The sequence below is a fragment of the Mycobacterium sp. NGS41 genome (assembly GCF_059812725.1).
On sequence record NZ_JCALDF010000029.1, the window covers coordinates 12,448 to 37,261 of the forward strand.

A 24,814-nucleotide genomic window follows, 5' to 3' on the forward strand; every position below is an offset into this window, starting at 1 on the left:
GATTGACCGATGAGCTCGTCGGAAACGCTGGAACTCGACCGGACGCACGACGGCATCGCCATTGTTGTGCTCAACCGACCCGAGCGGCTCAACGCTATCAACGAGGCTATGCAGAACGAATTGCTGCAAGCCCTGGGTAATCTGGCCGCCGATCGCTCCGTGCGTGCCGTCGTCCTCACCGGTGCCGGCCGCGGATTCTGCGCCGGAATCGATTTGCGCGACTTCGGACCCAGCGCGCCGGAGGCTACCGCGCCCGCCCTGGACCGGATGCTGTTTCAGGAGAAGATGGCGGCTCTTACCGAGGCGGTCCGTCAACTGCCGCAGCCCGTCGTCGCCGCGGTCAACGGTCCCTGCGTCGGTGCGGGATTCGCACTGTGCCTTGCATCCGACATCCGGATGTGCTCGGCGACAGCATCTTTCGGTAATGCGGCCATCCAGCTTGGGCTCTCGGGCGCCGAGATGGGCATGAGCTACCACCTGCCTCGTATCGTCGGCACCAGCGTGGCCGCCGATTGGATGCTCACCGGCCGTATGATATCGGCCGAAGAAGCCGATCGCCGCGGGCTGGTCAGCGAGATCGTCGAAAGCGACCGGTTGACCGACCGCGCGGTGGAGTTGGCGTCGCTGATCGCGGGTCTCGCGCCGCTGGGCGTGCAGCTGACCAAACGTGCCCTGCAAGTCAACACCGACGCTGCGAGCCTGTCGTCGGCGCTGGAACTGGAGAATCGCAACCAAGTGATCTCCCATGCCACCGACGAGTCAGCCGCACGCCGCGAAAAGTGGTCGCAGTAAAAGCAACCCCGAGAGGACGACAGATGCCGTGGGATTTCTCCACTGATCCACAGTGGGCGCAACAGCTCGAATGGGTCGAAGACTTCGTGCGCACCGAATGCGAGCCGATCGACCTGATTGTCAAGGAGTCCCACGACCTGAACGACCCGGTACGCCAGGCCCTGATCCCGCCGCTGCAGGAGATCGTCAAACAGCGCGGCTTGTGGGCCACCCACCTTGGGCCGCATCTGGGCGGTCCGGGCTACGGGCAGGTGAAGCTGGCGCTGCTCAACGAGATTCTCGGTCGCTCGGAGTGCGCGCCCATCGTCTTCGGCTCGCAGGCACCCGATTCCGGCAACAGCGAGATCCTTGCCCACTACGGCACACCTGAACTCAAGGAGCGCTACCTCGAGCCGCTGCTGGACAACCGCATCGTATCCTGCTTCTCGATGACCGAACCGCAAGGCGGCGCCGACCCGAAAGTGTTTCGCACCAGTGCTGTTCAAGATGGCGATCACTGGGTCATCAACGGGGAGAAGTGGTTTTCGTCGTTCGCCTCGATGGCGTCGTTCATCATCGTGATGGCCATGACCGACCCGGATGCACCGCCCTATCAGCGGTACTCGATGTTTGTCGTTCCTGGCGACACGCCGGGCATCAACGTGTTACGCAATGTCGGGCTGGGGTATCAACCACTGGGTGGTGGTGGCCGTGAGGGCTACGTCCGCTACGAGAACGTCCGGGTGCCCGCCGATCATATGCTCGGCCCGCGCGGTGGAGCGTTCGTCGTCGCCCAAACCCGCCTGGGCGGTGGGCGTATCCACCACGCCATGCGCACGGTAGGACTGGTTCGCCGCATCTTCGACATGCTCTGTGAGCGGGCGGTGTCGCGCTACACCCAGGGCGAGGTCCTGGCCAAAAAGCAAATGGTGCAGGAGATGGTCGCCGACTCCTGGATGGAGATCGAGGCCTTCCGGCTGCTGACCCTTCAAACTGCCTGGAAGATAGACCAATTCAACGACTACAAGGCGGTGCGGGCTGACATCTCGGCGGTGAAGGCGATGATGCAGAAGGTGCTGCACGACGTGTCGTCACGGGCACTGCAGCTGCACGGATCGTTGGGCACCACGCACGAAATGCCGTTTGTGCAATATCTGGTGGAATCATTCGTGCTCGGCCTGGCCGACGGCCCGACCGAAGTGCACAAGGTGACGTTGGCCCGCCAGTTACTCAAAGACCGTGCCCCTTCGCCGGATCTCTTTCCCTCCGAACACCTCTTACGACTGCGTGCGGCCGCCGAAGCGAAGTTCGCCGACAAGCTGGCCGGCATTGCCCGACGGTAGGTCGAGACTCAGACCGCCTTGGTGACGCCCACATAGGACAGCACGACGTCGGATTGATCGGTCACTCGGGTCAGCGTCGCGTAGGAGCGGATGAACGACTGGCCCACACATCCGTCGATCTTGATGTGGAAGTTGGAGATCATGACCCAGGGATCTGGGCCCTTGAACTGTTTCTTGACCACCGGCACCGCGATCACGAGGCCGGGCTTCATACCCACGGTCATCACCCCGTTGACCGGCGTGGTGACGAACGGCAGCAAAGGCGGCAACGTACCAGTGACGTCGAATGTGGGGGTAATCCCCGGGGCGACGCCGGCGTTCCCACCCATGGTGACGCCGTTGGAGGTGCTCATGTCGATTCCACAGCCGATCTGGAAACCCACCTCAAGTGCGCCTCGTGGCAATTCCGGTCCCCTCAGCGAAGCCACGAATATTCCGCTGGACAGGTACTCGCGCGAAGATACCGCCGTGGTCAGCGGCGCAACGGGAACCTGCATTTCGTCCTTTGCTCCGAGCGCCAAGGTCCACCCGTCGGGCGTGTTGACGGTTGCGGGCGGGCTGGAGGGCACCCGCGCGTCGGCCGGTATCGCCGCATCGGGGGCTGCGGGCACAGAGTTGGGGTCAGCACCGGTGCAAGGGGCCGTGGCCACCGACATGACGAGGCAAACAGTGACAACTACGGCACGACGAACCACCACGCGAATCGGCCCCACGGCGACACCGTATGCATGGTCGGATCAGCGCCACGAAATTTGCTGGCCAGCAAACTGAAGTTGTTGTGCGTTCGTAATAGATATGCGATGTGCCTGCGCAACGCTGGCGCTCCTCGACGTGACCAGCAATCTTGTGGCTACTCCGTTTTCCGGAGCGGTAGAATTGTGGCATTAAGCACAGCCGACGACAAAGAAGGCGACGATGAAGGCTCGTGCGTGCGCCCGAGGACTGGTTGCCGGTGCCATCTGTCTGATGACCCTCTTAGGTGGCAACGGCATAGCGCAAGCCGATCCGGACATCGATCCGATGCCCGGTCCCGATCCAATCGAGCAATTGGTCACGGAAACTCCGGCACTACTGGTGGACACCCAAGATGAAGGCGGTCCGGGGACGGACTGGGACGGCGTCGGAATGTACTGCCAGAACCTCTTTGTCCGCTGCCGGTAGCCAGGCGGGTTAGTCCACTACCGATCGGGCACGCGCCAACAACCTCGGCAGCGTAGGCGCCATCGCCTCCAATTCGGCTCGCGGGAAACGTCGGCGCCGGTTGTGCTTGACGATCAGGGCCCACGTGGCCGCTGACTTGAAGCAGGCCAGCGCGACGAACCAGTCCAGCTCGCCGACCTCGACACCGAGGCCCTCCCGATAGATCCGCACGAGTTCGGCGGTCGACGGCGCCATGCCGGCAGAGGCCGGTACGCGTTGATACGTTTCCGGGTCGCAGTTGATCAAGAACCAGCCGGCATCGATGCGCGGGTCACCAACCGTCCAGATCTCCCAATCGATCACCGCGCTGATCTGAGCGCCGGCGGACAGCAGGTTGCCCAACCGGAAGTCACCGTGCACGACGCTGGGCCCGATAGCTGTTGGTGCGCAGTGCAGCAGCGCATCACGCACATCCTGCCAGCCGGGCACCAGCGCGGCATCGACAGTCTGCAGCGTGCCAGACCACCGATCGACTTCCGCGACGGGATCCACTACCGGTTCACCGCTCAGACCGAGTCTGGCCGGCGGCAACCGGTGCAAGGCCGCCATCACCCGACACGCGTTGCGGTAACGCTCGGAAAGCTCAAGTCCCCGGCCGTTATCGGGCGCCCAACCGTCGAAGAATGGCTCCACGCATTCGCCCTCGACATGAGACATCACGAACAGCGGCGGGATATCCGGAGGCTGCCCCGTGTCCTCCCACAGCACCTCGGGAACCGGAAACCCCTGTGCAGAAAGCAGTTTGATGATGCGGGCCTGGCGCAGCACATCGCGGTGGGCTACCGGCTCGACGCCGGGCGGGGCAATTTTGATCACCACTTTCCGGCCGTCCCACTCGCCGCGAAAAGCAAGGCTGGAAGCGCCGCCTGCGAGTGCGGTGACGTCGGTGATGCCGACGCCGGCGAGCCGCAGCCGCAGCTCGTCCAGGTCGATCTCAACCATTCGGTTTCGGCCAGCCCACTTCGGCGAGGAAGGGCTGGGTGTGCGCGATGCGCCCCGTCATGGTCTTGGGATCACCCGTGCACAACAGCAACGCGGTCTCGGCGATTAGGGCGATGTCCTCGGTATCGGTCTTGGCCAGGTCGAGGGTGCCTGCCCCGGGTGTGGCCACCGGATTCGACGGCGCGGCGGCGTTGACGGCGATGCCGTCGTCGTAGAGTTCGGCGGCAAAGCTTTTCGTCAGCCGATTGAGTGCGGCTTTGGCCGTTCCGTAAATGCCGAATCCGGCGGCGCGGTCGAAATCGGAGAACGGCGGCCCCGGCGGCAGGTCCCCACCGACGGAGGTCACATTCAGAATCCAGCCCCGCCCGCGGTCGCGCATTGCGGGAATCGCCAACTGGGTCAAATGCAGCGGCCCGAACAGATGCATCTCCATCATCAGCCGGACCCGCCGATCCGGAAACTCGTCGAGGGGACGCAGGAAGGTCACTGCGGCGTTGTTGACCAGGATGTCGGGGGGGCCGACGGCGCCCACCACCTCGGCGAAAAGTCGTTCCCGCTCTTCGGCCTTCGAAAGATCCGCCTGGATCGCGACGGCCCGACCCCCAGCGGCCGTGATCTCGTCGAGAGTCTGGTTCAGCGAGCCGTGGTATTTGGGATCGGGGTCCAGGGTGCGGGCGGTCAGCGCCACCGTGGCTCCCTGCGCCGCAAGCCGCGCCGCGATCGCCTTGCCCAGTCCACGGCTGCTTCCGGTGACGAGCGCCACCTTCCCGTCACACCGATGATCACTCATCGTTCGACCTCCTCCGCCTCCGCGCCAGCTGGTTGGAACAATGGGCTCGGCTCCTCTATCCCTTGGCCGCCAAGGGATTATGGCTTCAGAACTGGCCGCAGTTCGGTGCGGTGGGTTCGCCGTTGAAGCGGGCCGCGATCCATTGCATAGCGGGCTCGCCGTCCACCAACATCGGCAGTGCGTGGTTGATGATCAGCTTGTTGAGGAAAGGTGGTTCCTCGTTGGTACGGAATTCGACGTCGGCGCCCTGGCCGCACCAGTCGCGACCGAGTTGGTTGGCGGCCGTCCACGGCACTAGCGGGTCGTAGCGGTTGCTGTCGATCATGACGGGCGCGTTGGGTTTGTAGCGTCCGATCCGCTGCGCCTCGAACAGGGTGTTGAACGGTTCCTCGTTGACCAATTTGTAGATGTCTTCGGTGAAGTAGGGCTGCAGGTGACGAAACATGAAGTCCAGCAGGGTCTGGCCCACGCACTGGCGCGACACCGATTCGAGCATCGCCAGGCCGCGGGGGGTCATCTTGGAGCGAATGGCGTCGGCGAACTCCGGATAGGCGGCCATGACGCTGTTGAGCGCATACCCGACCGCGCCGACGAGGACACTGCCGTCGGCGTAGGGAAACAGTTCCTTCAAGTTGGCCGGCGGCGCCCCCGCGTAGGTGCCGACGATGTGCAGTTCCGGAGCATAGGACGAAGCCAGCTCGGCCGCCGACGCCGTCGCACCGCCGCCCTGCGAGTATCCCCAGAACGCCACGGGCCCATGCGGATCCAACGATGTCCCCGGTAGCTGCATGGCGGCGCGGGCGGCATCGAGCACGGCCTGCCCTTCGGCCACGCGGCCCACATAGGTGTGCATCGGCGGGGTGCCCAGACCCTCGTAATCGGTCATCACGATGGCGAAACCACGGGCGACCATCGTGGCGACGAAAAGCTCTTCGTAATTGAACATGATGTCCCAGCCACCCGAATAGTGGATGCCCTGGTTGAACATTCGTGATGGAGCGCACTGGTTGCCCTGGCCTTGCGTACCGGGTGCGTAGCTGATCAATGGCCGCGGCCCGTTACCCGGCCACGGGTTGTCGGGCTCGAAGTAGGTGCCGGTGACGGCGATCGGATTACCACGGGTGTCGGTGCTGCGGTACATGATTCGGGTGCCGGTAGCGACGATCGCGCCCAGCTGGCCGGACGGCTCCAGGACCAGCCGCGACGGCTCGGTGCGGATCAGGTCGCCCGGCTTACCGGATGGCAGCGGATCCGGTGGCGTGTAGAACTCGGCGTACCGCGGTTCGTCGCCTGTATCGGCACGCGCGCCTCCCATACCGACCAGCGCTGCGGCGAAGACAAGCAGGACTGCGAAGACACACCCGAACCGGCGCATCACGAAAAGGTAACAACGGACAGCCTGTCAACGGAAGAGCTTCGCTGACTTATTACAGACGGTGGGGTCCCCTAGGCTCGCAACGATTTCCGGGTACGTACCGCATCGATCGAGTAGGTCCCCGCGCCGGCGAAGACCAGCAGGAAGAAGGCGAAGCAGAAAAGTATCGCCAGTGCCCCGCCGTTCCCGCCCGGTGGGTCACCGATCGGCCATAGTGCGCGTGGCTGATGAATCCAGAAGTAGGCGACTGCCATTTCTCCCGAGGCGATGAACGCCGCCGCCCGGGTGAACAGGCCGGTCGCGATCAAAAGCCCGGCAACCAATTCGATCAGGCCGGCGTACCAGCCGGGCCAGGCTCCGACTTCGACGGCGTAGGGAGGTGGGACGGGCCAACCGAACAAGATGTTCGAGCCGTAACCGGCGAACATCAGGCCGTAGACCAACCGGAACAGGCTCAGCACAGCCGGCGCATAGCGGGCGAGGTATGGATTGAGACTTTTAATCACAACACAACAATAAAGCTCCCGAAATCCCCAAATACGGCACGGAGATTTCGTACACTCGTCCCAAATTTCACCGAGATCGGGTCGCAAACCCCTTCCCGCAGCCACTCCGCACCCGCAGGCTTCAAAAGGACACCGCATGATCGTCGGCACCGGCATCAGGACCGCGGGCGTCGCGGTGCTGACCGGTGCGGCGGTGCTGGGGCTGGCACTGGGTCCGGCGACGGGCACAGCGCAGGCGGGTCCCTACGCGCCCAGCCCTCCGGAAGCCAGGGGCACGCTCTACGGCGATCCCACGGCGGCTGCCCGGTTCTGGCGTCACCAGGTATACGACGACGACTGCGTGCCGATGGCGGTCGCCGACGTGATCGGTGAACTTACCGGCGACCAGCCAAGCGAAGAAGCCATTGTCGCCGTCGCACAATTGACCCCAAGCACCATCCACAAAGGACCGATCTACGCCAAAACGGAAATTCACCGGCCGGGCCAAGGCACCTCCTTTGCCGATGAACCGGCACTGCTCGCCCGCTATGGCGTGCACGCGGTGACCTCCTACATGGACGACGGCCCAAAGGGGGGCGCCCCAACAGGTATGGATGTTCTCGAGCAGGCTCTGGCGAAGGGCCGCAAAGTGATCGTGGGAGTCAACGCCCAACTCATCTGGCGTAGGCCCGTCACGGACAAGACCCCGGGCGGCATGCCCGAAGCGAATCACGCCGTGGTGGTGACGGGCATTGACACGATCGCCGGCATCGTGCATGTCAACGACAGCGGCAGCGTCACCGGCCGAGATGAGCAGATACCCATCGATATTTTCGTCCGGTCGTGGGCCAGCAGCGGCGATCAAATGACCGTCGCCGACCACGACGGGCAGCCGTCCGGCCACCAGCGCTGATCCGACGAGGCCTACCGGCCATAGAGCGGGAATGGGTTCGCCGGCACCGCCCGGATCCAAGACCTACATAGGCCGACAGCAACGGCCCCTGTGCGCGGGCGAATTTGCAGTTTTACCGAACTGTTCCCATGTTTTAGTTTGCTCTGTAACCTCACACGCAGCCGAGTCGGTCACAAACCCGCTCGTCAGCGGCTCACGCCGCGGAAAGGAGCTAACAATGAACGAGCCTGTTGCAATCGTCGCCGCCCGCGCGGCTTGGCTACCGTCATGGGCCCCGCGGCCTCGCGCGCTGGCTGGTTTGCTATCAGCAGTTGCGATAGCGGCGTTCGCCGCGCCGCAAAGTATGTTGCCCAGCGCTGCGGCCGACACCACTCACACCGTCACCTATCAGCTCACCGGCGCCGGTGACGCTTTCTCCATAATTCCCGACCCCGGAACTCCGGTATATCCCGCGAACACCAACACCTGGGTTCCGCTGCCTTGGTCGCAAACGGTGTCGGTGAACGGAAGCCCATACCTGGCGTTGAACTGGACCGACCACAGTGGCACCCACGACTGCGTGATCACGGTGGACGGCAAGGCCGTCTCGCTCACCGAGCACTCACCCGGCAGGTGCGCTTATCAGATCCCCGGTTAACGGCAACCTATCGACATTTTTACCCTGGGCCGCGAAGGGTTCCGCTATCGACCTGACGTCTTACGCCCCCATGTCCGGAGTGGAGGGCGCCGAAAGATCTGCGTCGATGTAGCGCTGGATGTTGGGTGCGACCGGCGGCGACCACCTCGTCTTCGGACATTGCAAGCGTGCGGTGAAACTTAACCTCGGGCTTCTGTGCCTGAGCAGCCGAAATTTCGGTCATCCAAAACTATGGCGACGAATTTGCTGGTAGTTGGTCGCCGGCGGGGTCTAATGGGTGGATGGAACTGATGGTGCCCACTGACTCGCTGTATCTGATCGCCGAATCACGTGAGCACCCCCTGCACGTGGGCGCCTTGTCGTTGTTCAAGCCACCGGAGGGGGCTGGTCCGGAGTTCGTCCGGAATTTCACTGGTGCCCTGGTTGCCAACGACCCAATCCAGCCCACCTTCCGTAAGCGCCCGGCCAGGATGGTGGGCGGGCTCGACATTCTGGCGTGGACCTACGACGACGAGATCGACGTCAACTACCACGTGCAACGGGTGGCGCTCCCGTCGCCGGGACGCATGCGTGAAATGCTCGAGCTGACCTCCAAGCTGCATAGCAGCATGCTTGATCGTCGCCGTCCGCTGTGGGAGGCGTACGTGGTGGAGGGGCTGAACGATGGCCGGTTCGGCCTGTACATCAGGGTGCACCACTCGCTGATCGACGGCGCCGCGGCAGCGAGGCTATTGGAGCGCGCGCTCTCGGTTGACCCGTTCGAGACTGAGGTGCGGGCGATGTGGAGCGTGCCTCAACTCGAGCGTCCCTCGACCACGGATCGGTCTTCCCTATTGGGCTCGCTGAGCAAGGTCGCGGGATCTGTTGCGGGACTTCCGTCGTCGACGTTGAAGCTGGCTCGTGGAGCACTGCTCGAGCAGCAGTTGACCCTGCCGTTCGCGGCACCGCGCTCTATGTTCAACGTCAAGATCGGGGACGCCCGCCGGTTCGCCGCTCAGTCGTGGTCGATGGACCGGGTGCTGCGGGTGAAGAAGGCCGCCGGGGTGAGCTTTAACGACGCGGTGCTGGCGATGTGTGCCGGCGCGTTGCGCTACTACCTACTCGAGCAAAACGCGCTGCCGGACACACCTTTGATCGCGTTAGTTCCGGTGAATCTGCGTCCGGCGGCAGACGACGGCAGCAGCGGCAACAAGGTTGGCGCCATCCTGTGCAATTTGGCCACGGACGAGGAGGACCCCGCGCGACGGATTGAGATCATTGCCGCGGCCATGCGGGGCAATAAGAACGTACTCGCCGACCTGCCGCGAGCGCAGGTGGTGGCGTTGTCGGCGATGAGCATCGTTCCGCTCGGGCTGGGCGATGTTCCGGGTTTCGTGTCGACGACGCCGCCACCCTTCAACCTCGTCATTTCGAATGTGCCGGGACCAGTCGAGCAGATGTATAGCGGCGGTGCCCGCCTGGAGGGCAGCTACCCGATGTCCCACCTCACTAATGGGCAGGCCTTCAACATCACCTTCATCAACAACGCGGACAACCTCGATTTCGGCCTGCTGGCGTGCCGCCGAAGTGTGCCGCATCTGCCGCGAATGCTGGCTCACTTGGAAACGTCGCTCAAGGATCTGGAACGCGCCGTCGGGGTGTAAACCGTCGGCACGCCTTAAGGGCGACTATGCCCGCGCTAACACTGTCCCAGGTCGGGCTTGATGTCATGCTGCCCAGGCAGCGTTAGCCCTTCCGGCGGAACGTAGGTCCGAACGCCGTCGACGCAGACGTAGCCCGCCGTCCCAGGACCCCTGCCGGGCTGGCGGCCGGTGGGAGGTTTGAGGTCGGGAAGCTTAGGCGCAGGACTGGCCTGGGGTTGCTCCTCCGACGTCGGGGTGGGATCTGTCGACGGGTCGGCGCTCGCGGTCGGCGCGCAGGCCAGGACGCCGCAGGCAGCGCCCGACGCGAGAAACTTTGCAGTGGTTCTGCATCTGTGCATGGTGTTCGTCCTATCGATCCCCCAACAGCGCCGACCCCAAGCGCTTGCTGGCGATAGTGCCAGCAATATCAAAAGGTAATGCATTCGCTCATTGAGGTCTTCGGATTCGCCAATCAGGACTCGACTTTTCGCGTCGTCGACCCGTGGCCGCCACTTTGGAGTGAAGGCATAGCTAACAACAGCAAATATGCCGAGCGGCCGTCGAAGCGCCGTTGCACTTCGGTCCCGCCCGCTACCTGCGGTTTGCTCTGCTAGCCCGGGCAGCGTGTTTGGCCGTTGAGCGCGGTTTGGCGCTCAATGCTGTGGAACGCTAATTTCCTGGGGTGATGTTCTCAGCTGCTGGTGCAGTCGCGCGGTGGATCTCCCCCTTCCTAACAATTGCGGCCGTAGCCGCCGTAGGTTTTCTTGGCGACCCGGTGCAGGTCGGTCGTGCCCCGGCGGTGCGCTTGGCCGGTGACGTCAACCCGTTGGCGGACATGCCCTTCTACGTCAATCCCACCTCAGCGGCTATGCGCGCCGCGCAGCAAGCGAATCCACCTAGTCCCGAGTTGACCGCCATTGCCAACACGCCGCAGGCGTATTGGATCGTCCCGGGCTCTTCGGCAGGCACGGTCGGGAAGTACACCGGCGACGCGGCTGCTGCTGGCGCGATCCCCGTTCTGACGCTTTATGGAATCCCCCACCGCGACTGCGGCAGTTTCGCCGCGGGTGGGTTGGCGTCGGCCGGCGACTACCGTGCGTGGATCGACGGCATCGCTGCCGGCCTGGGCGCCTCGCGGGTGGCGATCATCGTCGAACCCGATGCGCTCGCCATGGCTGATTGCCTGTCGGGTGATCAGCGCCAAGAACGCTTCGACTTGGTTCGCTACGCCGTCGAGACGCTGACTCGGGATCCGAACGCGGCGGTGTACGTGGATGCTGGTCACTTGCGCTGGCATAGCGCCGAGGACATGGCCGCCAGGCTCAAACAGGCCGGTGTCGATCGGGCGCGCGGTTTCAGCCTCAACACTGCGAACTTCTTCACCACCGAGGACGAAATCGGTTACGGCGAGGCAATTTCGGCGCTCACGAATGGTTCCCACTACGTGATCGACACATCGCGCAACGGCGCCGGGCCCGCGCCCGACTCTGGGCTCAACTGGTGCAACCCCAGCGGCCGAGCACTGGGCGCTGCGCCTACCGCGGCTACCGCGGGTGCGCACGCCGACGCCTACTTGTGGATCAAACGACCCGGTGAATCCGACGGAACATGTGGCAAAGGTGACCCGCCGGCGGGCACCTTCGTGAATCAGTACGCCATCGAACTGGCCAGCAAGGCGGGCCGGTAGGAAGGCCTCGCGTTTCTTTTCCCTGAGTGGAGCTAAGGGGACTCGAACCCCTGACCCCCACACTGCCAGTGTGGTGCGCTACCAGCTGCGCCATAGCCCCGAGAAGTTGTGCCCATCGAAGCTACACCACTGTCAGGAAGCCTTCAAAGTCGCTGGTGAAGAACACCGACGCTGGGTCTTAGCCCTCGGGGCGCGGGTGGCCAGCTTTAAAAGTGCTATCGCCCGCGATGTCATGTTCGAAGGTCGTATATACCTTCCCGGCAGGGACTGATGTGACTGTTGTGGCGAAACCAGCGAGACCCTATCCGATGACCTGGTCGACGACTTCCTGAGCAGACTTCTGCACCTGAGCAAGGTGCTCCGGCCCGTTGAAAGACTCGGCGTAGATCTTGTAGACGTCCTCGGTGCCCGACGGCCGGGCGGCAAACCACGCGTTGGCCGTGGTCACCTTCAGCCCGCCCAGCGGTGCGCCGTTGCCGGGCGCGGCGGTCAGCTTCGCCAAAATCGGCTCCCCCGCCAGCTCGGTGGCGCTCACCTGGTCGGCCGACAGCTTGGCCAGCCGGGCCTTTTGCTCCCGATCAGCCGGCGCATTGATGCGGGCGTACGTCGGCGCACCATACTCAGAAGCCAACGCCCGATACCGCTGCGACGGCGTTTCGCCGGTGACAGCCAGGACCTCGGCGGCCAACAACGCCATGATGATGCCGTCCTTATCGCTGGCCCACACCGACCCGTCGCGGCGCAGAAACGACGCCCCCGCTGACTCTTCGCCGCCGAAGCCGATGGTGCCGTTGATCAACCCGTCAACGAACCACTTGAAACCGACTGGCACCTCGACGAGCTGACGGCCGATACCGGCCACCACCCGGTCGATGATCGAGGAGCTAACCACGGTCTTGCCCACCGCGATGCCCGCGGGCCAGGACGGCCGGTGCGTATACAGATAGTCGATGGCCACCGCCAGATAGTGGTTGGGATTCAGCAGTCCGCCATCGGGGGTGACAATGCCATGCCGGTCGGCATCGGCGTCGTTGCCGGTGGCGATCTGATAGTGCTCCCGATTTGCGATCAGCCCAGCCATCGCGTCCGGCGAGCTGCAGTCCATCCGGATCTTGCCGTCGGTGTCGAGGGTCATGAACCGCCACGTCGCGTCCACCAGTGGATTGACGACGGTCAGGTCCAGATCGTGCCGTTCGGCGATCTCACCCCAGTAGTCCACGCTGGCCCCGCCCAGCGGGTCCGCGCCAATCCGTACGCCGGCGTCGCGGATCGCGGCGATGTCGACCACGTTGGGCAGGTCGTCTACATAGTGGCCGAGATAGTCGTGGCGCCGGACAGCCCGCCGCGCGCGGACAAACGGCACGCGCTTCACCGCCGACCAGTCACGCAGAATCTCGTTGGCGCGCTTGGCGATTGCATCGGTCACGTCGGTGTCCGCCGGACCGCCGCTGGGTGGGTTGTACTTGAAACCGCCGTCCGCAGGCGGGTTGTGCGACGGCGTCACGACGATCCCGTCGGCCAGCGCTTCGGTACGGCCGCGGTTGTACGTGAGGATGGCGTGGCTGATCGCCGGCGTCGGGGTGTAGCGGTCTCTTGAGTCGATGGTGACCATGACGTCGTTGGCGGCGAGCACCTCGAGGGCCGTCACCCATGCCGGCTCCGAAAGACCATGCGTGTCACGGCCGATGAACAGTGGCCCGGTGATGCTGTGGGCCGCGCGGTGCTCGACGATGGCCTGAGTGATGGCCAGGATATGGGCCTCGTTGAACGCGCCGTCGAGCGCCGAGCCGCGATGGCCCGAGGTGCCGAACGATACCTGCTGAGCGACGTCGTCGGGGTCGGGCGCAATCGCGTAATACGCGGTCACCAGATGGGGCAGATCGACGAGGTCCTCGGGCTGGGCCGGTTGACCGGCACGCGGATTGGCCACCATGGCTCCCATTCTGCCCGTGCGCCACTCGCAGGTCCCGCTACGCTGCGAAGCGCACCACCGGCACATCGGAGGGATTCGACCTGTGGCAAACCACGACTATCGGGAGTTGGCCGCGATTTTCGCCGGCGGAGCGTTGGGCGCGCTAGCCCGAGCGGCCCTCGCCACGCTGGCAGTCCCCGACCCGGCCCGCTGGCCCTGGCCGACGTTCGCCGTGAACATCGTCGGCGCCTTCCTGGTCGGTTATTTCACCACCCGGCTGCTGGAGCGGTTGCCGTTGTCCAGCTATCGGCGCCCCCTGCTCGGCACCGGATTGTGTGGGGGGCTGACCACTTTCTCGACGATGCAGGTCGAGACGGTGAAGATGATCGAACACCACCATTGGGTCCTGGCCACGAGCTACACCATCGTCAGCATCACGCTGGGATTGCTGGCCGCACACCTGGCCACGGCTTTGACTCGCCGGGTACGGGTCCGCTCATGACGACCTTGGTCTGGACTGGCGTCATGGCCATCGGCGGGGCGGGGTCGGTGGCGCGCTTCCTGGTGGACCGCGCCGTCGCGCGCCGGGTGGCCAGGTCCTTTCCGTTCGGCACACTGACGGTGAACATCAGCGGCGCCGCGCTGCTGGGGTTGCTGGGCGGGCTGGCACTGAGCAGGGACGCGGCCCTGCTCGCCGGCACCGCGTTCGTCGGCGCCTACACCACGTTTTCCACCTGGATGCTGGAAACCCAGCGGCTCGCCGAGGAGCGCCAGACGCGCCCGGCGGCCGCCAATATCGTCGTCAGCGTCATCCTCGGCCTGGGTGCGGCGCTACTCGGACAATGGGTCGCGGAGCAACTGTGAACCAGCCGTGCTTGAAGTTGACGACGTACTTCGCCGAACGGCAACGAGCGGCGGGCGACAGGGGCGGGTTCCTGGCCGACGCAATGCTGGAACTATTCGGCAACAGCGGGGTCGCGACCAGCGTAATGCTGCGTGGCATAGCAAGTTTCGGCCCGAATCACGACCTACGCAATGACACATCGCTCAGCCTTTCCGAGGATCCGGCGGTGACCGTCGCCGCCGTCGATGTCGAGCCGAAGATCCGCTCGTTGGTCAGCGAGGTGACCGCGATGACCGGCAGAGGACTGATGACGCTGGAACGCGCGCGACTGGTCACGCAACTCGGAGGGGGGCTTGGCGACCTGGATAGCTACAACGACGGCCAAAGCGGCGACGGGGCCAAACTCACCGTGTACGTGGGCCGGCAGGAGCGGATCGGCGGAAAACTGGCTTACTACGCAATATGCGAGCTGTTGCATCGACACGGATTCGCCGGTGCCATAGTGCTTCTCGGCGTCGACGGCACCGCACACGGAGAGCGCTGTCGGGCCCACTTCTTCAGCCGCAACGTCAATGTCCCGCTGATGATCATCGCCATCGGATCAGCCGCTCAAGTCCGGTCCGCCGCAACGGAACTCACCGCCGCGATGCCCAACCCGCTGCTGACCGTCGAACGGGTGCGGGTGTGCAAGCGCGACGGCGAACTCTTCGCGCGTCCCCAGGAGCTGCCGTCGACCGATGACCAGGGACGCACGCTATGGCAAAAGCTGATGGTCTACACCGCCGAAGCAACCCGACACGACGGGCTGCCTATCCACCGTGCGATCGTCCAGCAGCTGCTGCGATCCAATACGGCGCGGGGCGCAACGGTCCTGCGCGGTATCTGGGGGTTCCACGGTGACCATAAACCACACGGGGACAAGCTATTTCAACTAGCGCGCACGGTGCCGGTGACCACGATCATCGTTGACACGCCGGATTCGATCGCGCGCAGCTTCGACGTCGTCGACAAGCTCACGAGCCGACACGGCCTGGTGACCAGTGAGATGGTGCCGGCTGCACTTTCGCTCGACGGCGCACAGCGCCTCGGAGATACCAGCCTGGCGGAGTACGACTACTAACTCGGCGAGCAGACGCAAAAGCACCTGAAACCAGCGCTTTCTGAGCGCTTTTGCGTCTGCTCACCGCCCATTGCCGACGCCGTTGAGCATGGCGTCGAGCAGGCCGTCGTATCGCACTGTGGGACTCGGCGGCGCCAACGCGTGCAGGAGCAACGTACCGATCAGCGCATAAGCGACGGCGTCGAGGTCGGCGTCGGCGTTGATCTGCCCATCTTCGACGGCTTGGCGAAGTCGTGTCGTCAACCCGGCGTGCTGGGGTGCGCTCAACTGCTGATAGAGCACCGCGCCGTCGACCGAATTGGCTACTGCCGCAGCGACGAGCGCCCGCACCAACGCCGCATTGGGTGACTCGGCCAGGAAGTTGGCATGCTCGTCGAGCCACGACTGTAGGTCGGTGCGGATGTCACCGGTCTCAGCGACGGGGAACGATCCTGATCCTCCGTAAGCCTGTAGGACCGCTTCGGCGACAAGCGGCGCTTTCGATGACCATCGCCGATAGAGGGTCTTCTTCCCTACTCCAGCCCGTCCCGCGACGCTTTCCATGGACAGTTCTGCGTAACTGCCTGCGCCCAGGAGTTCGCGGGTGGCCGTCAGAATTGCGTGATCCAGTCGAGCATCGCGCGGCCGGCCGCCGCGGTCGTCGGGCATGCAATGAGCAGAGGTGGGCTTAAGGCTTTCACCCGGTTGCGTTACTCTCACTTAGGAAACGATACGTGTCGTTTCTTAACTGGAGCGAGGTGCCCAGCATTGACCACTACCGCCCCGTCAGTGCCGAAGAACTGGGATGAGATTACGCCCGAGTGGATGTCGGCGGCACTCGCTGCTCACTACCCCGGTGCCACGGTCAAGGCGGTCACCGTTGTGGGTCGTGACGACGGGACCAATCGACGGGCCCGCCTGGGTTTGACCTACTCGTCCGGCAGCGGACCGGCCACGGTGTTCGCCAAGGCCGCTGACCCAGCGCACAAAGCGATGATTCGCTTGACCAGCGGCATGTTTCATGAGCCGCGACTATTCATCTGCGGAGTGGAACTGCCCCTGGAACACCCGGTTGTCTACACCGCCGCAATCGATGAGGCCGACTACGACTTCGTGATGATCATGGAAGATCTCACCGCTCGCGGCGCCGACCCTCGCGACGCCACCAGGCCGATGACGGTCGAGCAGGTCGCCACCGGCGTTCGGGGCCTGGGACGGATGCACGGAAAGTATTGGGGCGACCGAGTCTTGCGCGAGCCCGCCCTAGGCTGGCTGGAACCGTTCCAGCCGTGGGAGGGCATGGGGGCCGCGCCGCTGCCGGCCGCGCTGGAACGACTCGGCGACGACGCGCCCGCCGAAGTGATGTCGCTGACCATCGACCGTCTCATCGAATCGATCTGGAAGCCCTACATCAGAACGCTGACGGGGTCATCTGGATCGCCGCCAACCTTGCTGCACGGTGATCCGCATATCGGCAACACATATCTAGTGCCCACCGGCGCCCATGGTGAGGTCGGCTTCCTGGATTGGCAAGTCGCCCGCCGCGGTAACTGGTCTCTGGATCTGGGCTACTTCCTGCAGGGCGCGCTGACCGTCGACGATCGTCGTCGCAGCGAGCGCGCACTCCTCGAGGAGTACCGCGACGCGCTCGGGCTGCCCGCCGACGAGATGCCCAGCGCCGACGAGATCTGGCTGCGCTACCGCGCCTCGGTGGCGCATGGCCTGACGCTGTGGCTGGTTACCGCCAGCGCCGGCGAGTGGCAGCGAAACGACATCGCTATTGCTCTGGCGCAACGGTATTCGCACGCGTATGCCGACCTGGATACGACGTCCGCGCTGGGCGACGTTTAGAGCGCCGCGCGCCACTTCTCGACGAGGGCCGCAATCCAGTCGGGTACCGCGTCGGGGTCCTCCGGCGGGGCCTCGACCACCACCAACTCGTCCACACCCAACTCGGCCAAAGCACCTATGTCAGCTACTCGGGCATCGCGCAGCGCGACGGACAGCCGCAGCTCGGCGCGGTCACGTCCGGACTCGGCACACAGCTGCTCGAGCTTGCCCACTCGCTCGCGCACCGCTTCGACGCCGTCGAGATTGAACCCGTACCAGCCATCGGCCCACGCAGCTGCTCGCCGCAGCGCCGCATCACTGTTGCCGCCGACCACGATCGGGATGCGACGATCACGAATTGGCTTGGGGTTTACCCGAATCGAGGAGAACTTGACGAACTTCCCGTCGAAGGAAGCGACGTCGTCGCGCCACAACGTCCGCATCGCCGCAACGTACTCGGCGGTGCGTGCCGCTCGATACTCGAACGGCACGCCGAGCGCCTCGAACTCCTCACGAGACCAACCGACCCCGACGCCCAGTGTCAGTCTCCCGTCGCTCAACTTGTCCAGGCTCGCGGCCTGCTTGGCCGCTATGACCGGGTTGTGCTCAGGCAGCAGGAGCACGCCAGTCGCGATGCCAATCCTGGACGAGGCGGCAGCAGCAAAGCTCAGTGCCACCATCGGGTCAAGCCAATCCGCTTGCGCTGGAACAGCAATGACGCCGTCGTCGGAGTAGGGGTGCCGTGATTCGGACTGGTCTACCATCACGACGTGTTCGCCTGCCCACAGGGTGGCGAACCCGCGGCGCTCCGCCTCCGACGCCACGGCATCGATCACCGCGCGGTTGGCGCCGGTGCCAATTCCCAACGCGTGCAATCCCAGTCGCATCGGTCAGTGACCTTTCAGGAGTTTCGCCAAGACCGCCGCTTGGCTGCCGTCCAGGTCGCGAGTGGCAGTGACCAGGGTGACGACGCCGCGCTTGGCGCGGTTGCGCAGTTCCTCGAACGCGGGATTGTCGGACAGCTCCACTTGGTAGCGCGACGCGAACTCGTCGAACCGTTCGGGTTGGTGGTGGTACCAGTCACGCAGTTCTTTCGACGGCGCAACGTCTTTGAGCCAGATGCCCACCCGCGGATCGTCTTTGCGGATGCCGCGCGGCCAGATGCGATCGACGAGGATGCGCTGACCGTCGTCGGGACTGACGTCCTCGTAGATCCGTGCGGTTCGGATCTTGCGCTTCGCGGCCATAGGGAAAACCATACTCACTTGGCGGGAGGGCTCAGTTCATGAATCTTCTGCATAGGCGGGCTGACTGCGCAAGTCGCCAAGTTGCCGATTTCGTGTATAGTCGAACATATGTTCGAACTACTTACTTACATCGACCCGTCGGCTGACGAAGCGGCGTTGATCGAGCGCATCGCCGAGCTCGAGCAAGCCAAGTCGGCGGCCGCCGCGACCCAGGCTCGAGCTGCAGCCCTGCTGGACACCACGCGTCGAGCTCGTGAGGCGGACGCCGGTGTACCCGCTGCCCGACGCGGCCGCGGCGTGGCCAGTGAGATCGCGCTGGCGCGACGCGACTCCCCTGCCCGGGGAGGCCGGCATCTGGGCTTTGCCAAAGCGTTGGTGCACGAGATGCCGCACACGCTGCGTGCGCTGGAATCCGGTGTCCTCTCGGAGTGGCGCGCCACCCTGATCGTCCGCGAGAGCGCCTGCTTGGACGTCGAAGACCGCGGCACCCTGGACGCGGAGCTGTGTGGCGACCCGGCGAACCTGGACGGGATGGGTGATGCGCGTATCGCCGCGTCGGCCAAGTCAATCGCCTACCGACTGGACCCGCATGCCGTGGTCGAGCGGGCGGCCAAGGCCGAAACCGAGCGCACGGTCACCATCCGGCCCGCCCCCGACACCATGACCTATCTGACCGCCCTGCTTCCCGTCGCTCAGGGCGTGAGCGTCTATGCCGCGCTGCGTCGCGCCGCTGACACCACGTTCGACGGGCGCTCGCGCGGACAGGTGATGGCCGACACCCTGATCGAGCGCATCTCCGGAGTGCCCGCCGACATACCCGTGCCGATTGCGGTGAACCTGGTCTTCTCGGATGAGACGCTGTTGGGCGGGGACAACACGCCGGCTGACCTGCCCGGCTATGGTCCGATACCCGCGGCTGTCGCCCGCACAATGGTGACGTCCGCCAGCGCCGACCGAAGGTCCCGGGCAACGCTGCGCCGGCTCTACGCCCATCCCCGCAGCGGGGCGCTGGTGGCCATGGAGTCGCGGGCGCGGCTGTTTCCGCGCGGACTCGCCGAGTTCATCGGACTGCGCGATCAGCGCTGCCGCACTCCGTACTGCGATGCCCCGATCCGACACCGCGATCACGCCCAGCCCTGGGCAAAAGGCGGACAGACCACAGCGGAAAACGGACTCGGGAAGTGCGAACGCTGCAACTACGCCAAGGAAGCCGCCGGGTGGCGAGTCAATACGAGCATCGACGAAAACCACACGCATACAGCGGAATTCACCACTCCGACCGATCACCGGTACCAGTCCGCGGCACCGCCGCGGGGCCCGGCAATCACCATCAGCGACCTCGAAGTCCGAGTCGGCATCGCAATCGCCCGACACGCCGCCTAGGACGGTGCGGAACCGCGTCCGCCGGTGAGCTGTTCGACGTCGACGACCTCACCGCGGTTAATGCTGACCCAATCGCGCCCATCGAGGTATGGACGCAGGTGCCGGCCGATGAGCTCCGCGTCGGCCGGAGACTTCGGCCGCTGAAGTTCGTAGACATGCGGCAGCTCGGCCATGCCCGTGACGACATTCCAGAGCGTCAGGGCAGCCGGACCGGTCGGCGGGTCGACCAATACCGGTCCGAACAGGCATTGTCCGGACATAAACAGCGTCGGGACACCGTAGCCGCCCGCGTCGACGACTCGCTGGTGCTCGGCGCGAATCTCGTCATGCGTCGTCGGATCACCTAGCGCCGCATCGAGAATCGCCTCATCGACGCCGATGTCGCTCAGCAGCCGCCGCGCCACAACAGGGTCGTGCGGCTTGCCGCCCAACGCGTGAAGCTCATGGCCGATCGCGGCATACCACTTGTCCAGCAATGCCATGTCGGTGCGCCGCAACAACGCGCCGATTCGCATCAGTGACCAGCCGTAGGACCACCCTCTCTCCCACGGATGCTTCTTACCCTCTTCGCGGTTGATCTCCTCGAGACTGAAAAACCGCCAATTGACTGCAATCCCAAGTTGCTCACGCACGTCGCGGATCCACAAAGACGTTTGATACGCGAAAGGGCACATCGGGTCGAAGTGGAAGTCGACTTCAAAATCCGCCGCAGTGCTCATCCGACCTGGCCCTCCGTTATTACGGAGGATCATAGTCCCGCTAGTTCTTCGGCCAGAACACCGACAGCACGCGCGCCTCCGCCGGTTCAGTAGTGATACGTGTCCGACGGCGCGGGCATGTGAACGGGTTCGTCCTCGAACTCCGATGCTTCGATGCCATAGGCGCGGGCCAGCTCGAGGATCTTGGTGGCCCGGGCAATGCGCGGTAGGTCGGAGCCATTGCGGATCTCTCCCCCGTCGCGGTCAAACTCGGCGAAAAACTCTTTAGCCCAACCAATCTCGTCCTGCGAAGGGGATAGACCCTCATTGACCACCGAACACTGGTCGGGCGTCAGACAGATCTTGCCGGTCATGCCGAACTCGACGGAGACAGCGGTCGCCTCGACGAGCTTCAGTGCATTGGAGCCGATGGTCGGCCCGTCGATCGCGCTGGGCAGACCGGCCGCCTTGGCGGCGATAGTGAAGCGAGACCGCGCATAAGCCAGCGTCACCGGGTCTTCCCCCAAACCGGTGTCCCGCCGGAAGTCGCCGATTCCGAAGGCGAGCCGGAAGGTGCCCTTGGCCGCGGCGATCTCGGTGATGCGCTCCAGACCGCGGGCCGTTTCGACCAACGCCACGATCGGCACGTTGGGCAGTCGTCTCGCCGTCTCGGTGACATGGTCCACCGATTCGACCATCGCCAGCATCACCCCGCCGACCGAGCTGGCGGCCAGCGCGGCGATATCGTCCGCCCACCAGGGAGTACCGAAGCCATTGATGCGAACCCAGTCGGTGTTGTCGCCGCCCAGCCAACGCACGACGTTGTCGCGCGCGCCGTCCTTGCCTTTGGGCGCGACGGCATCCTCGATGTCCAGAACCACGATGTCGGCGCGAGAGTGCGCCGCCGATTCGAACCGGTCGGCATGCGCGCCGTTGACCAACAACCAACTGCGGGCAAGGACCGGATCGATGCGTGAGCCTGTGTCGGCGGGATCCACCGCGCTGCTGTCGACCTGTTCATGCATTGGGTGATCTATACAAGGACGGCAATCTCTACGCAAGACCCCGGGCCGTGGTGTTGGATGACGGAGTGGCAGACATCAGCCGCAGCCGGACAATAGCGACGCAGCCGCAGGCGATCTGGGATGTCCTGGCCGACTTCGGTTCGCTGAGTACCTGGGCCGACAATGTCGACCATTCGTGCGTGACCAACCACGGCCCCGACGGCGGACCGCTGGGCACGACGCGGCGGCTGCAGGTGCGCCGCAACGTGCTGCTGGAGCGCATCACCCAATTCGAGCCGCCCTCGACGCTGGCCTACGCCATAACGGGGTTGCCCACCGCGTTGCGCAGGGTCAGCAATCGCTGGACGTTGCGCCCGACATCCAGTACCACCCTGGTGACCTTGACCACCACGATCGAGATCGGCGGCGGCCCACTGGCCCGGCTGGCAGAACGGATCGTCGGATGCGCCATGGCCAAGCAATCCGACGCGCTGCTCGACGGACTGGCACACCGATTGGAGAACACCCATGCCTGACCGCCCCGACATCGTCATCCTGATGACCGATGAGGAACGGGCGGTGCCGCCCTACGAGTCGGCCGACGTGCTGGCCTGGCGGCAGCGCACCCTGACCGGCCGTCGCTGGTTCGACCAGCACGGGGTGCGTTTCGAACGGCACTACACCGGTTCGCTGGCGTGCGTACCCAGCCGCCCAACGATTTTCACCGGCCAGTATCCCGATCTGCATGGGGTAACCCAGACCGACGGCATCGGCAAGCGGTTCGACGATTCGCGGCTGCGCTGGCTGCGCGCCGGCGAGGTGCCCACGTTGGGCAACTGGTTTCGCGCCGCAGGATACGACACGCACTACGACGGCAAGTGGCACATCTCGCACGCCGACCTGCACGACCCGTCGACGGGTGGATCACTGGCCACCAACGACGACGACGGTGTCGTCGACCCGGCTGCCGTACAGCGCTACCTCGACGCCGACCCCCTCGCCCCGTACGGCTTCTCGGGTTGGGTGGGCCCCGAACCACACGGTGCGGGCAACGCCAACAGCGGTTTCCGGCGCGACCCGCTGATCGCCGACCGTGTTGTCGCGTGGCTGAAAGATCGCTATGCACGGCGTCGCGCCGGTGACGACGCGGCGATGCGCCCATTTCTGTTGGTGGCCAGCTTCGTGAACCCGCACGACATCGTGCTCTTCCCGGCGTGGATGCGACGCAACCCGCTGCAGCCGAGCCCGCTGGACCCGCCGCATGTCCCTGCCGCGCCCACCGCCGGTGAAGACCTGTCGACAAAACCGGCCGCGCAGATCGCCTTCCGCGAGGCGTACTACTCCGGATATGGTCCGGCGCTGGTGGTCGGCCGCACCTACCGACGCAACGCGCAGCGCTACCGCGACCTCTACTACCGGCTGCACGCGGAGGTCGACGGGCCGATCGACCGGGTACGCCGGGCCGTCACCGAAGACGGGTCGGAGAGCGCCGTGCTGGTGCGCACTTCCGATCATGGCGAGATGCTCGGGGCCCACGGCGGGCTGCATCAGAAGTGGTTCAACCTGTACGACGAAGCCACTCGGGTGCCGTTCGTCATTGCCCGTACCGGCGCCAACGCGACGCAAGCACGCACGGTCTCGGCGCCGACGTCGCATGTCGACCTGGTGCCGACGCTGCTCGGTGCGGCCGGCATTGAGGTAGACGTCGTGGCCGCAAGTCTCGCCGAGTCGTTCTCCGAGGTTCACCCGCTGCCCGGTCGCGACCTGATGCCCGTGGTGGATGGGGCGGCAGCCGACGAGGCACGGGTCGTCTACCTGATGACCCGCGACAACGTGCTGGAAGGCGACACCGGCGCGTCGGCACTCGCGCGGCAACTGGGCCGCGACGTGAATCCGCCTGCGCCACTTCGGATCAAGGTGCCCGCGCATGTCGCCGCCAACTTCGAGGGGCTGGTGGTCACGGTCGCCGACACCGACGCTGCCGGCGGGGCCGGACATTTGTGGAAGCTGGTGCGAACCTTCGACGACCCGGCCACCTGGACCGAGCCAGGCGTGCGTCACCTGGCCACCAACGGCATCGGCGGCGAGGCTTACCGCACCGATCCGCTCGACGATCAGTGGGAGCTCTACGATCTCACCGCCGACCCCACCGAGGCCGAAAACCGGTGGACCGACCCCGAATTGCACGAGCTGCGCCAGTATCTGCGCATGCAGCTCAAACAACAACGGGCAGCGTCGGTTCCGGAACGCCACCGCCCTTGGCCCTACGCGGACCGACAGCCGCCGGTCGACGCGTCGAACGGTATGGCGCATCGAGTGCTGCGGCGACTCAGGGTGTAAGACCCTGCCACGGGGCGTTTAGCTGTTCGTCTGCCGGGTATGCCTTGACCAAGCGGCGCACAGCCCAGCCCGCATTCCCAAATCACCGGAGGTACCCGGCGTGGCCGAGATGATTATCGAATCACCCGACGAAGTCATCGCGTTCCTCAAGGCGCAGCACAATCTCATCGAGGACATGTTCGACGAAGTACTGCATGCGTCCGACCCCGAAGCGCGTGAGAAGCCGTTCGTAGAACTGCGCCAACTGCTGGCTGTGCACGAGACAGCCGAGGAAATGGTGGTGCATCCCCGTGTCCGCCGCGAGGTCGATGCCGGCGACGCGATCGTCGACGCGCGACTTCAGGAAGAGCACGGCGCGAAAGAGCAGCTGTCGAAGATCGAGAAGCTCGACACCACGACACAGGAATTCATCGACGAGCTCGGCAGGCTGCGTGAAGCGGTGCTGGCGCACGCCGAGCAAGAAGAGCGTGACGAATTTCCTTATCTGGAGCGGATACTCGACACCGACGAACTCAAGCGGCTGGGAACGGCAGTGCGAGCAGCCGAGGCCATCGCGCCAACCCGCCCGCATCCCGGTGTGGAATCGGCGAAGTTGAATCTCGTCGTCGGACCGTTCGCGTCGATGCTGGACCGCGCCCGCGATCTGATCCAGCAAGCCATCGGCTAGCCAACGAGGGTTCCCTCGGCCACGT

At 64.9% G+C, this 24,814-nt stretch carries 26 protein-coding genes and 1 tRNA gene; 15 read left to right on the plus strand and 12 right to left on the minus strand.

The features are described 5' to 3' along the window. The first annotated feature begins 9 nt into the window (after positions 1–9). Together AC5Y21_RS20985 and AC5Y21_RS20990 are read left to right on the plus strand one after the other, a co-directional pair. Entirely contained in the window at positions 10–792 is a 783-nt protein-coding gene (locus AC5Y21_RS20985; protein ID WP_499915128.1) for an enoyl-CoA hydratase/isomerase family protein, read from the plus strand. 23 nt (positions 793–815) lie between these two features. Next, positions 816–2,114 (plus strand): acyl-CoA dehydrogenase family protein, encoded by a 1,299-nt coding sequence (locus AC5Y21_RS20990; RefSeq protein WP_499915129.1) that lies wholly within the window; start codon positions 816–818, stop codon positions 2,112–2,114. A gap of 8 nt (positions 2,115–2,122) precedes the next feature. Here AC5Y21_RS20990 and AC5Y21_RS20995 read toward each other — a convergent pair whose 3' ends face one another. Then, positions 2,123–2,770 carry an MspA family porin gene (locus AC5Y21_RS20995; protein WP_499915177.1) on the minus strand — a complete coding sequence of 216 codons (648 nt, stop codon included), beginning with the start codon at positions 2,768–2,770 and terminating at the stop codon, positions 2,123–2,125. A gap of 310 nt (positions 2,771–3,080) precedes the next feature. Here AC5Y21_RS20995 and AC5Y21_RS21000 point away from each other — a divergent pair, with 310 nt between their 5' ends. After that, positions 3,081–3,275 (plus strand): hypothetical protein, encoded by a 195-nt coding sequence (locus tag AC5Y21_RS21000; protein ID WP_499915130.1) that lies wholly within the window; start codon positions 3,081–3,083, stop codon positions 3,273–3,275. Positions 3,276–3,284: 9 nt separating this feature from the next. Here AC5Y21_RS21000 and AC5Y21_RS21005 read toward each other — a convergent pair whose 3' ends face one another. The 4 genes from AC5Y21_RS21005 to AC5Y21_RS21020 all read right to left on the minus strand — a co-directional run bounded on the left by AC5Y21_RS21005 (position 3,285) and on the right by AC5Y21_RS21020 (position 6,927). Continuing rightward, complete coding sequence (locus tag AC5Y21_RS21005; RefSeq protein WP_499915131.1) at positions 3,285–4,256, minus strand: phosphotransferase family protein; 972 nt, start codon at positions 4,254–4,256, stop codon at positions 3,285–3,287. Further along, positions 4,249–5,046 (minus strand): SDR family NAD(P)-dependent oxidoreductase, encoded by a 798-nt coding sequence (locus AC5Y21_RS21010; RefSeq protein WP_499915132.1) that lies wholly within the window; start codon positions 5,044–5,046, stop codon positions 4,249–4,251. The genes AC5Y21_RS21005 and AC5Y21_RS21010 overlap by 8 nt, the downstream gene beginning before the upstream one ends. Positions 5,047–5,131: 85 nt before the next feature. Beyond that, entirely contained in the window at positions 5,132–6,421 is a 1,290-nt protein-coding gene (locus AC5Y21_RS21015) for a lipase family protein (protein ID WP_499915133.1), read from the minus strand. 71 nt (positions 6,422–6,492) lie between these two features. Beyond that, positions 6,493–6,927, minus strand: a complete 435-nt coding sequence (locus tag AC5Y21_RS21020; protein WP_499915134.1) for a DoxX family protein — start codon at positions 6,925–6,927, stop codon at positions 6,493–6,495. A 136-nt stretch (positions 6,928–7,063) separates the two neighbouring features. Between AC5Y21_RS21020 and AC5Y21_RS21025 the strand changes: the two genes are divergently transcribed. From AC5Y21_RS21025 to AC5Y21_RS21040, 4 genes are all read left to right on the plus strand, one after another. Continuing rightward, complete coding sequence (locus tag AC5Y21_RS21025; RefSeq protein ID WP_499915135.1) at positions 7,064–7,819, plus strand: C39 family peptidase; 756 nt, start codon at positions 7,064–7,066, stop codon at positions 7,817–7,819. Between the two features lie 217 nt (positions 7,820–8,036). Next, positions 8,037–8,456, plus strand: coding sequence for a hypothetical protein (locus AC5Y21_RS21030; protein WP_499915136.1), 420 nt, complete (start codon positions 8,037–8,039; stop codon positions 8,454–8,456). 281 nt (positions 8,457–8,737) lie between these two features. After that, positions 8,738–10,099 carry a WS/DGAT/MGAT family O-acyltransferase gene (locus tag AC5Y21_RS21035; protein ID WP_499915137.1) on the plus strand — a complete coding sequence of 454 codons (1,362 nt, stop codon included), beginning with the start codon at positions 8,738–8,740 and terminating at the stop codon, positions 10,097–10,099. Between the two features lie 661 nt (positions 10,100–10,760). Continuing rightward, positions 10,761–11,765 carry a glycoside hydrolase family 6 protein gene (locus AC5Y21_RS21040; RefSeq protein WP_499915138.1) on the plus strand — a complete coding sequence of 335 codons (1,005 nt, stop codon included), beginning with the start codon at positions 10,761–10,763 and terminating at the stop codon, positions 11,763–11,765. 27 nt (positions 11,766–11,792) lie between these two features. On the opposite strand, the gene AC5Y21_RS21045 is transcribed toward AC5Y21_RS21040, so the two are convergent. Then, positions 11,793–11,865 (minus strand) — tRNA-Ala (locus AC5Y21_RS21045). A gap of 201 nt (positions 11,866–12,066) precedes the next feature. After that, positions 12,067–13,698 (minus strand): phosphoglucomutase (alpha-D-glucose-1,6-bisphosphate-dependent), encoded by a 1,632-nt coding sequence (pgm, locus tag AC5Y21_RS21050; protein ID WP_499915139.1) that lies wholly within the window; start codon positions 13,696–13,698, stop codon positions 12,067–12,069. A gap of 82 nt (positions 13,699–13,780) precedes the next feature. On the opposite strand from pgm, the gene crcB (AC5Y21_RS21055) reads away from it, so the two are divergent. The 3 genes from crcB (AC5Y21_RS21055) to AC5Y21_RS21065 are packed head-to-tail and all read left to right on the plus strand — an operon-like array spanning position 13,781 to position 15,641. After that, on the plus strand, positions 13,781–14,179 hold the full coding sequence (crcB, locus tag AC5Y21_RS21055; RefSeq protein ID WP_499915140.1) for a fluoride efflux transporter CrcB: 399 nt from the start codon (positions 13,781–13,783) through the stop codon (positions 14,177–14,179). Beyond that, a complete protein-coding gene (gene crcB / locus AC5Y21_RS21060) occupies positions 14,176–14,541 on the plus strand; it encodes a fluoride efflux transporter CrcB (protein ID WP_499915141.1) in 366 nt (121 codons plus the stop codon). Before crcB (AC5Y21_RS21055) ends, crcB (AC5Y21_RS21060) begins: the two co-directional genes overlap by 4 nt. Next, positions 14,538–15,641: a DUF190 domain-containing protein gene (locus AC5Y21_RS21065; RefSeq protein WP_499915142.1), complete on the plus strand. Its 1,104-nt coding sequence runs from the start codon at positions 14,538–14,540 to the stop codon at positions 15,639–15,641. Before crcB (AC5Y21_RS21060) ends, AC5Y21_RS21065 begins: the two co-directional genes overlap by 4 nt. A 60-nt stretch (positions 15,642–15,701) precedes the next feature. Here AC5Y21_RS21065 and AC5Y21_RS21070 read toward each other — a convergent pair whose 3' ends face one another. Further along, positions 15,702–16,289, minus strand: a complete 588-nt coding sequence (locus tag AC5Y21_RS21070) for a TetR/AcrR family transcriptional regulator (RefSeq protein ID WP_499915143.1) — start codon at positions 16,287–16,289, stop codon at positions 15,702–15,704. 156 nt (positions 16,290–16,445) lie between these two features. On the opposite strand from AC5Y21_RS21070, the gene AC5Y21_RS21075 reads away from it, so the two are divergent. Continuing rightward, positions 16,446–17,471 carry a phosphotransferase gene (locus AC5Y21_RS21075; RefSeq protein WP_499915178.1) on the plus strand — a complete coding sequence of 342 codons (1,026 nt, stop codon included), beginning with the start codon at positions 16,446–16,448 and terminating at the stop codon, positions 17,469–17,471. Here the strand turns inward: AC5Y21_RS21075 and AC5Y21_RS21080 are convergent. After that, positions 17,468–18,337 carry a TIGR03619 family F420-dependent LLM class oxidoreductase gene (locus AC5Y21_RS21080; protein ID WP_499915144.1) on the minus strand — a complete coding sequence of 290 codons (870 nt, stop codon included), beginning with the start codon at positions 18,335–18,337 and terminating at the stop codon, positions 17,468–17,470. The two genes, AC5Y21_RS21075 and AC5Y21_RS21080, sit on opposite strands and share 4 nt — an antisense overlap. Positions 18,338–18,340: 3 nt before the next feature. Continuing rightward, positions 18,341–18,697 carry a DUF488 domain-containing protein gene (locus tag AC5Y21_RS21085; protein WP_499915145.1) on the minus strand — a complete coding sequence of 119 codons (357 nt, stop codon included), beginning with the start codon at positions 18,695–18,697 and terminating at the stop codon, positions 18,341–18,343. A 108-nt stretch (positions 18,698–18,805) separates the two neighbouring features. Here AC5Y21_RS21085 and AC5Y21_RS21090 point away from each other — a divergent pair, with 108 nt between their 5' ends. Then, positions 18,806–20,080, plus strand: coding sequence for an HNH endonuclease (locus AC5Y21_RS21090; RefSeq protein WP_499915146.1), 1,275 nt, complete (start codon positions 18,806–18,808; stop codon positions 20,078–20,080). On the opposite strand, the gene AC5Y21_RS21095 is transcribed toward AC5Y21_RS21090, so the two are convergent. Continuing rightward, positions 20,077–20,799 (minus strand): mycothiol-dependent nitroreductase Rv2466c family protein, encoded by a 723-nt coding sequence (locus tag AC5Y21_RS21095; RefSeq protein ID WP_499915147.1) that lies wholly within the window; start codon positions 20,797–20,799, stop codon positions 20,077–20,079. The two genes, AC5Y21_RS21090 and AC5Y21_RS21095, sit on opposite strands and share 4 nt — an antisense overlap. Positions 20,800–20,885: 86 nt before the next feature. Then, on the minus strand, positions 20,886–21,803 hold the full coding sequence (locus AC5Y21_RS21100; protein WP_499915148.1) for an HpcH/HpaI aldolase/citrate lyase family protein: 918 nt from the start codon (positions 21,801–21,803) through the stop codon (positions 20,886–20,888). A gap of 47 nt (positions 21,804–21,850) precedes the next feature. Here AC5Y21_RS21100 and AC5Y21_RS21105 point away from each other — a divergent pair, with 47 nt between their 5' ends. From AC5Y21_RS21105 to AC5Y21_RS21115, 3 genes are all read left to right on the plus strand, one after another. Continuing rightward, complete coding sequence (locus AC5Y21_RS21105; RefSeq protein WP_499915179.1) at positions 21,851–22,318, plus strand: SRPBCC family protein; 468 nt, start codon at positions 21,851–21,853, stop codon at positions 22,316–22,318. Next, positions 22,311–24,122, plus strand: a complete 1,812-nt coding sequence (locus AC5Y21_RS21110; RefSeq protein WP_499915149.1) for a sulfatase-like hydrolase/transferase — start codon at positions 22,311–22,313, stop codon at positions 24,120–24,122. Before AC5Y21_RS21105 ends, AC5Y21_RS21110 begins: the two co-directional genes overlap by 8 nt. A gap of 100 nt (positions 24,123–24,222) precedes the next feature. Further along, a complete protein-coding gene (locus AC5Y21_RS21115; RefSeq protein WP_499915150.1) occupies positions 24,223–24,789 on the plus strand; it encodes a hemerythrin domain-containing protein in 567 nt (188 codons plus the stop codon). Positions 24,790–24,814: the final 25 nt, after the last annotated feature.

What these genes read in the sequence shown, in the direction of transcription:
- AC5Y21_RS20985 (WP_499915128.1), top strand. Translation starts at nt 10, where the DNA reads ATGAGCTCGTCGGAAACGCTGGAACTCGACCGGACGCACGACGGCATC.
- AC5Y21_RS20990 (WP_499915129.1), top strand. Translation starts at nt 816, where the DNA reads ATGCCGTGGGATTTCTCCACTGATCCACAGTGGGCGCAACAGCTCGAA.
- AC5Y21_RS20995 (WP_499915177.1), bottom strand. Translation starts at nt 2,770, where the DNA reads ATGTCGGTGGCCACGGCCCCTTGCACCGGTGCTGACCCCAACTCTGTG.
- AC5Y21_RS21000 (WP_499915130.1), top strand. Translation starts at nt 3,081, where the DNA reads ATGACCCTCTTAGGTGGCAACGGCATAGCGCAAGCCGATCCGGACATC.
- AC5Y21_RS21005 (WP_499915131.1), bottom strand. Translation starts at nt 4,256, where the DNA reads ATGGTTGAGATCGACCTGGACGAGCTGCGGCTGCGGCTCGCCGGCGTC.
- AC5Y21_RS21010 (WP_499915132.1), bottom strand. Translation starts at nt 5,046, where the DNA reads ATGAGTGATCATCGGTGTGACGGGAAGGTGGCGCTCGTCACCGGAAGC.
- AC5Y21_RS21015 (WP_499915133.1), bottom strand. Translation starts at nt 6,421, where the DNA reads ATGCGCCGGTTCGGGTGTGTCTTCGCAGTCCTGCTTGTCTTCGCCGCA.
- AC5Y21_RS21025 (WP_499915135.1), top strand. Translation starts at nt 7,064, where the DNA reads ATGATCGTCGGCACCGGCATCAGGACCGCGGGCGTCGCGGTGCTGACC.
- AC5Y21_RS21030 (WP_499915136.1), top strand. Translation starts at nt 8,037, where the DNA reads ATGAACGAGCCTGTTGCAATCGTCGCCGCCCGCGCGGCTTGGCTACCG.
- AC5Y21_RS21035 (WP_499915137.1), top strand. Translation starts at nt 8,738, where the DNA reads ATGGAACTGATGGTGCCCACTGACTCGCTGTATCTGATCGCCGAATCA.
- pgm (WP_499915139.1), bottom strand. Translation starts at nt 13,698, where the DNA reads ATGGTGGCCAATCCGCGTGCCGGTCAACCGGCCCAGCCCGAGGACCTC.
- crcB (WP_499915141.1), top strand. Translation starts at nt 14,176, where the DNA reads ATGACGACCTTGGTCTGGACTGGCGTCATGGCCATCGGCGGGGCGGGG.
- AC5Y21_RS21070 (WP_499915143.1), bottom strand. Translation starts at nt 16,289, where the DNA reads ATGCCCGACGACCGCGGCGGCCGGCCGCGCGATGCTCGACTGGATCAC.
- AC5Y21_RS21075 (WP_499915178.1), top strand. Translation starts at nt 16,446, where the DNA reads ATGTCGGCGGCACTCGCTGCTCACTACCCCGGTGCCACGGTCAAGGCG.
- AC5Y21_RS21080 (WP_499915144.1), bottom strand. Translation starts at nt 18,337, where the DNA reads ATGCGACTGGGATTGCACGCGTTGGGAATTGGCACCGGCGCCAACCGC.
- AC5Y21_RS21085 (WP_499915145.1), bottom strand. Translation starts at nt 18,697, where the DNA reads ATGGCCGCGAAGCGCAAGATCCGAACCGCACGGATCTACGAGGACGTC.
- AC5Y21_RS21090 (WP_499915146.1), top strand. Translation starts at nt 18,806, where the DNA reads ATGTTCGAACTACTTACTTACATCGACCCGTCGGCTGACGAAGCGGCG.
- AC5Y21_RS21095 (WP_499915147.1), bottom strand. Translation starts at nt 20,799, where the DNA reads ATGAGCACTGCGGCGGATTTTGAAGTCGACTTCCACTTCGACCCGATG.
- AC5Y21_RS21100 (WP_499915148.1), bottom strand. Translation starts at nt 21,803, where the DNA reads ATGCATGAACAGGTCGACAGCAGCGCGGTGGATCCCGCCGACACAGGC.
- AC5Y21_RS21110 (WP_499915149.1), top strand. Translation starts at nt 22,311, where the DNA reads ATGCCTGACCGCCCCGACATCGTCATCCTGATGACCGATGAGGAACGG.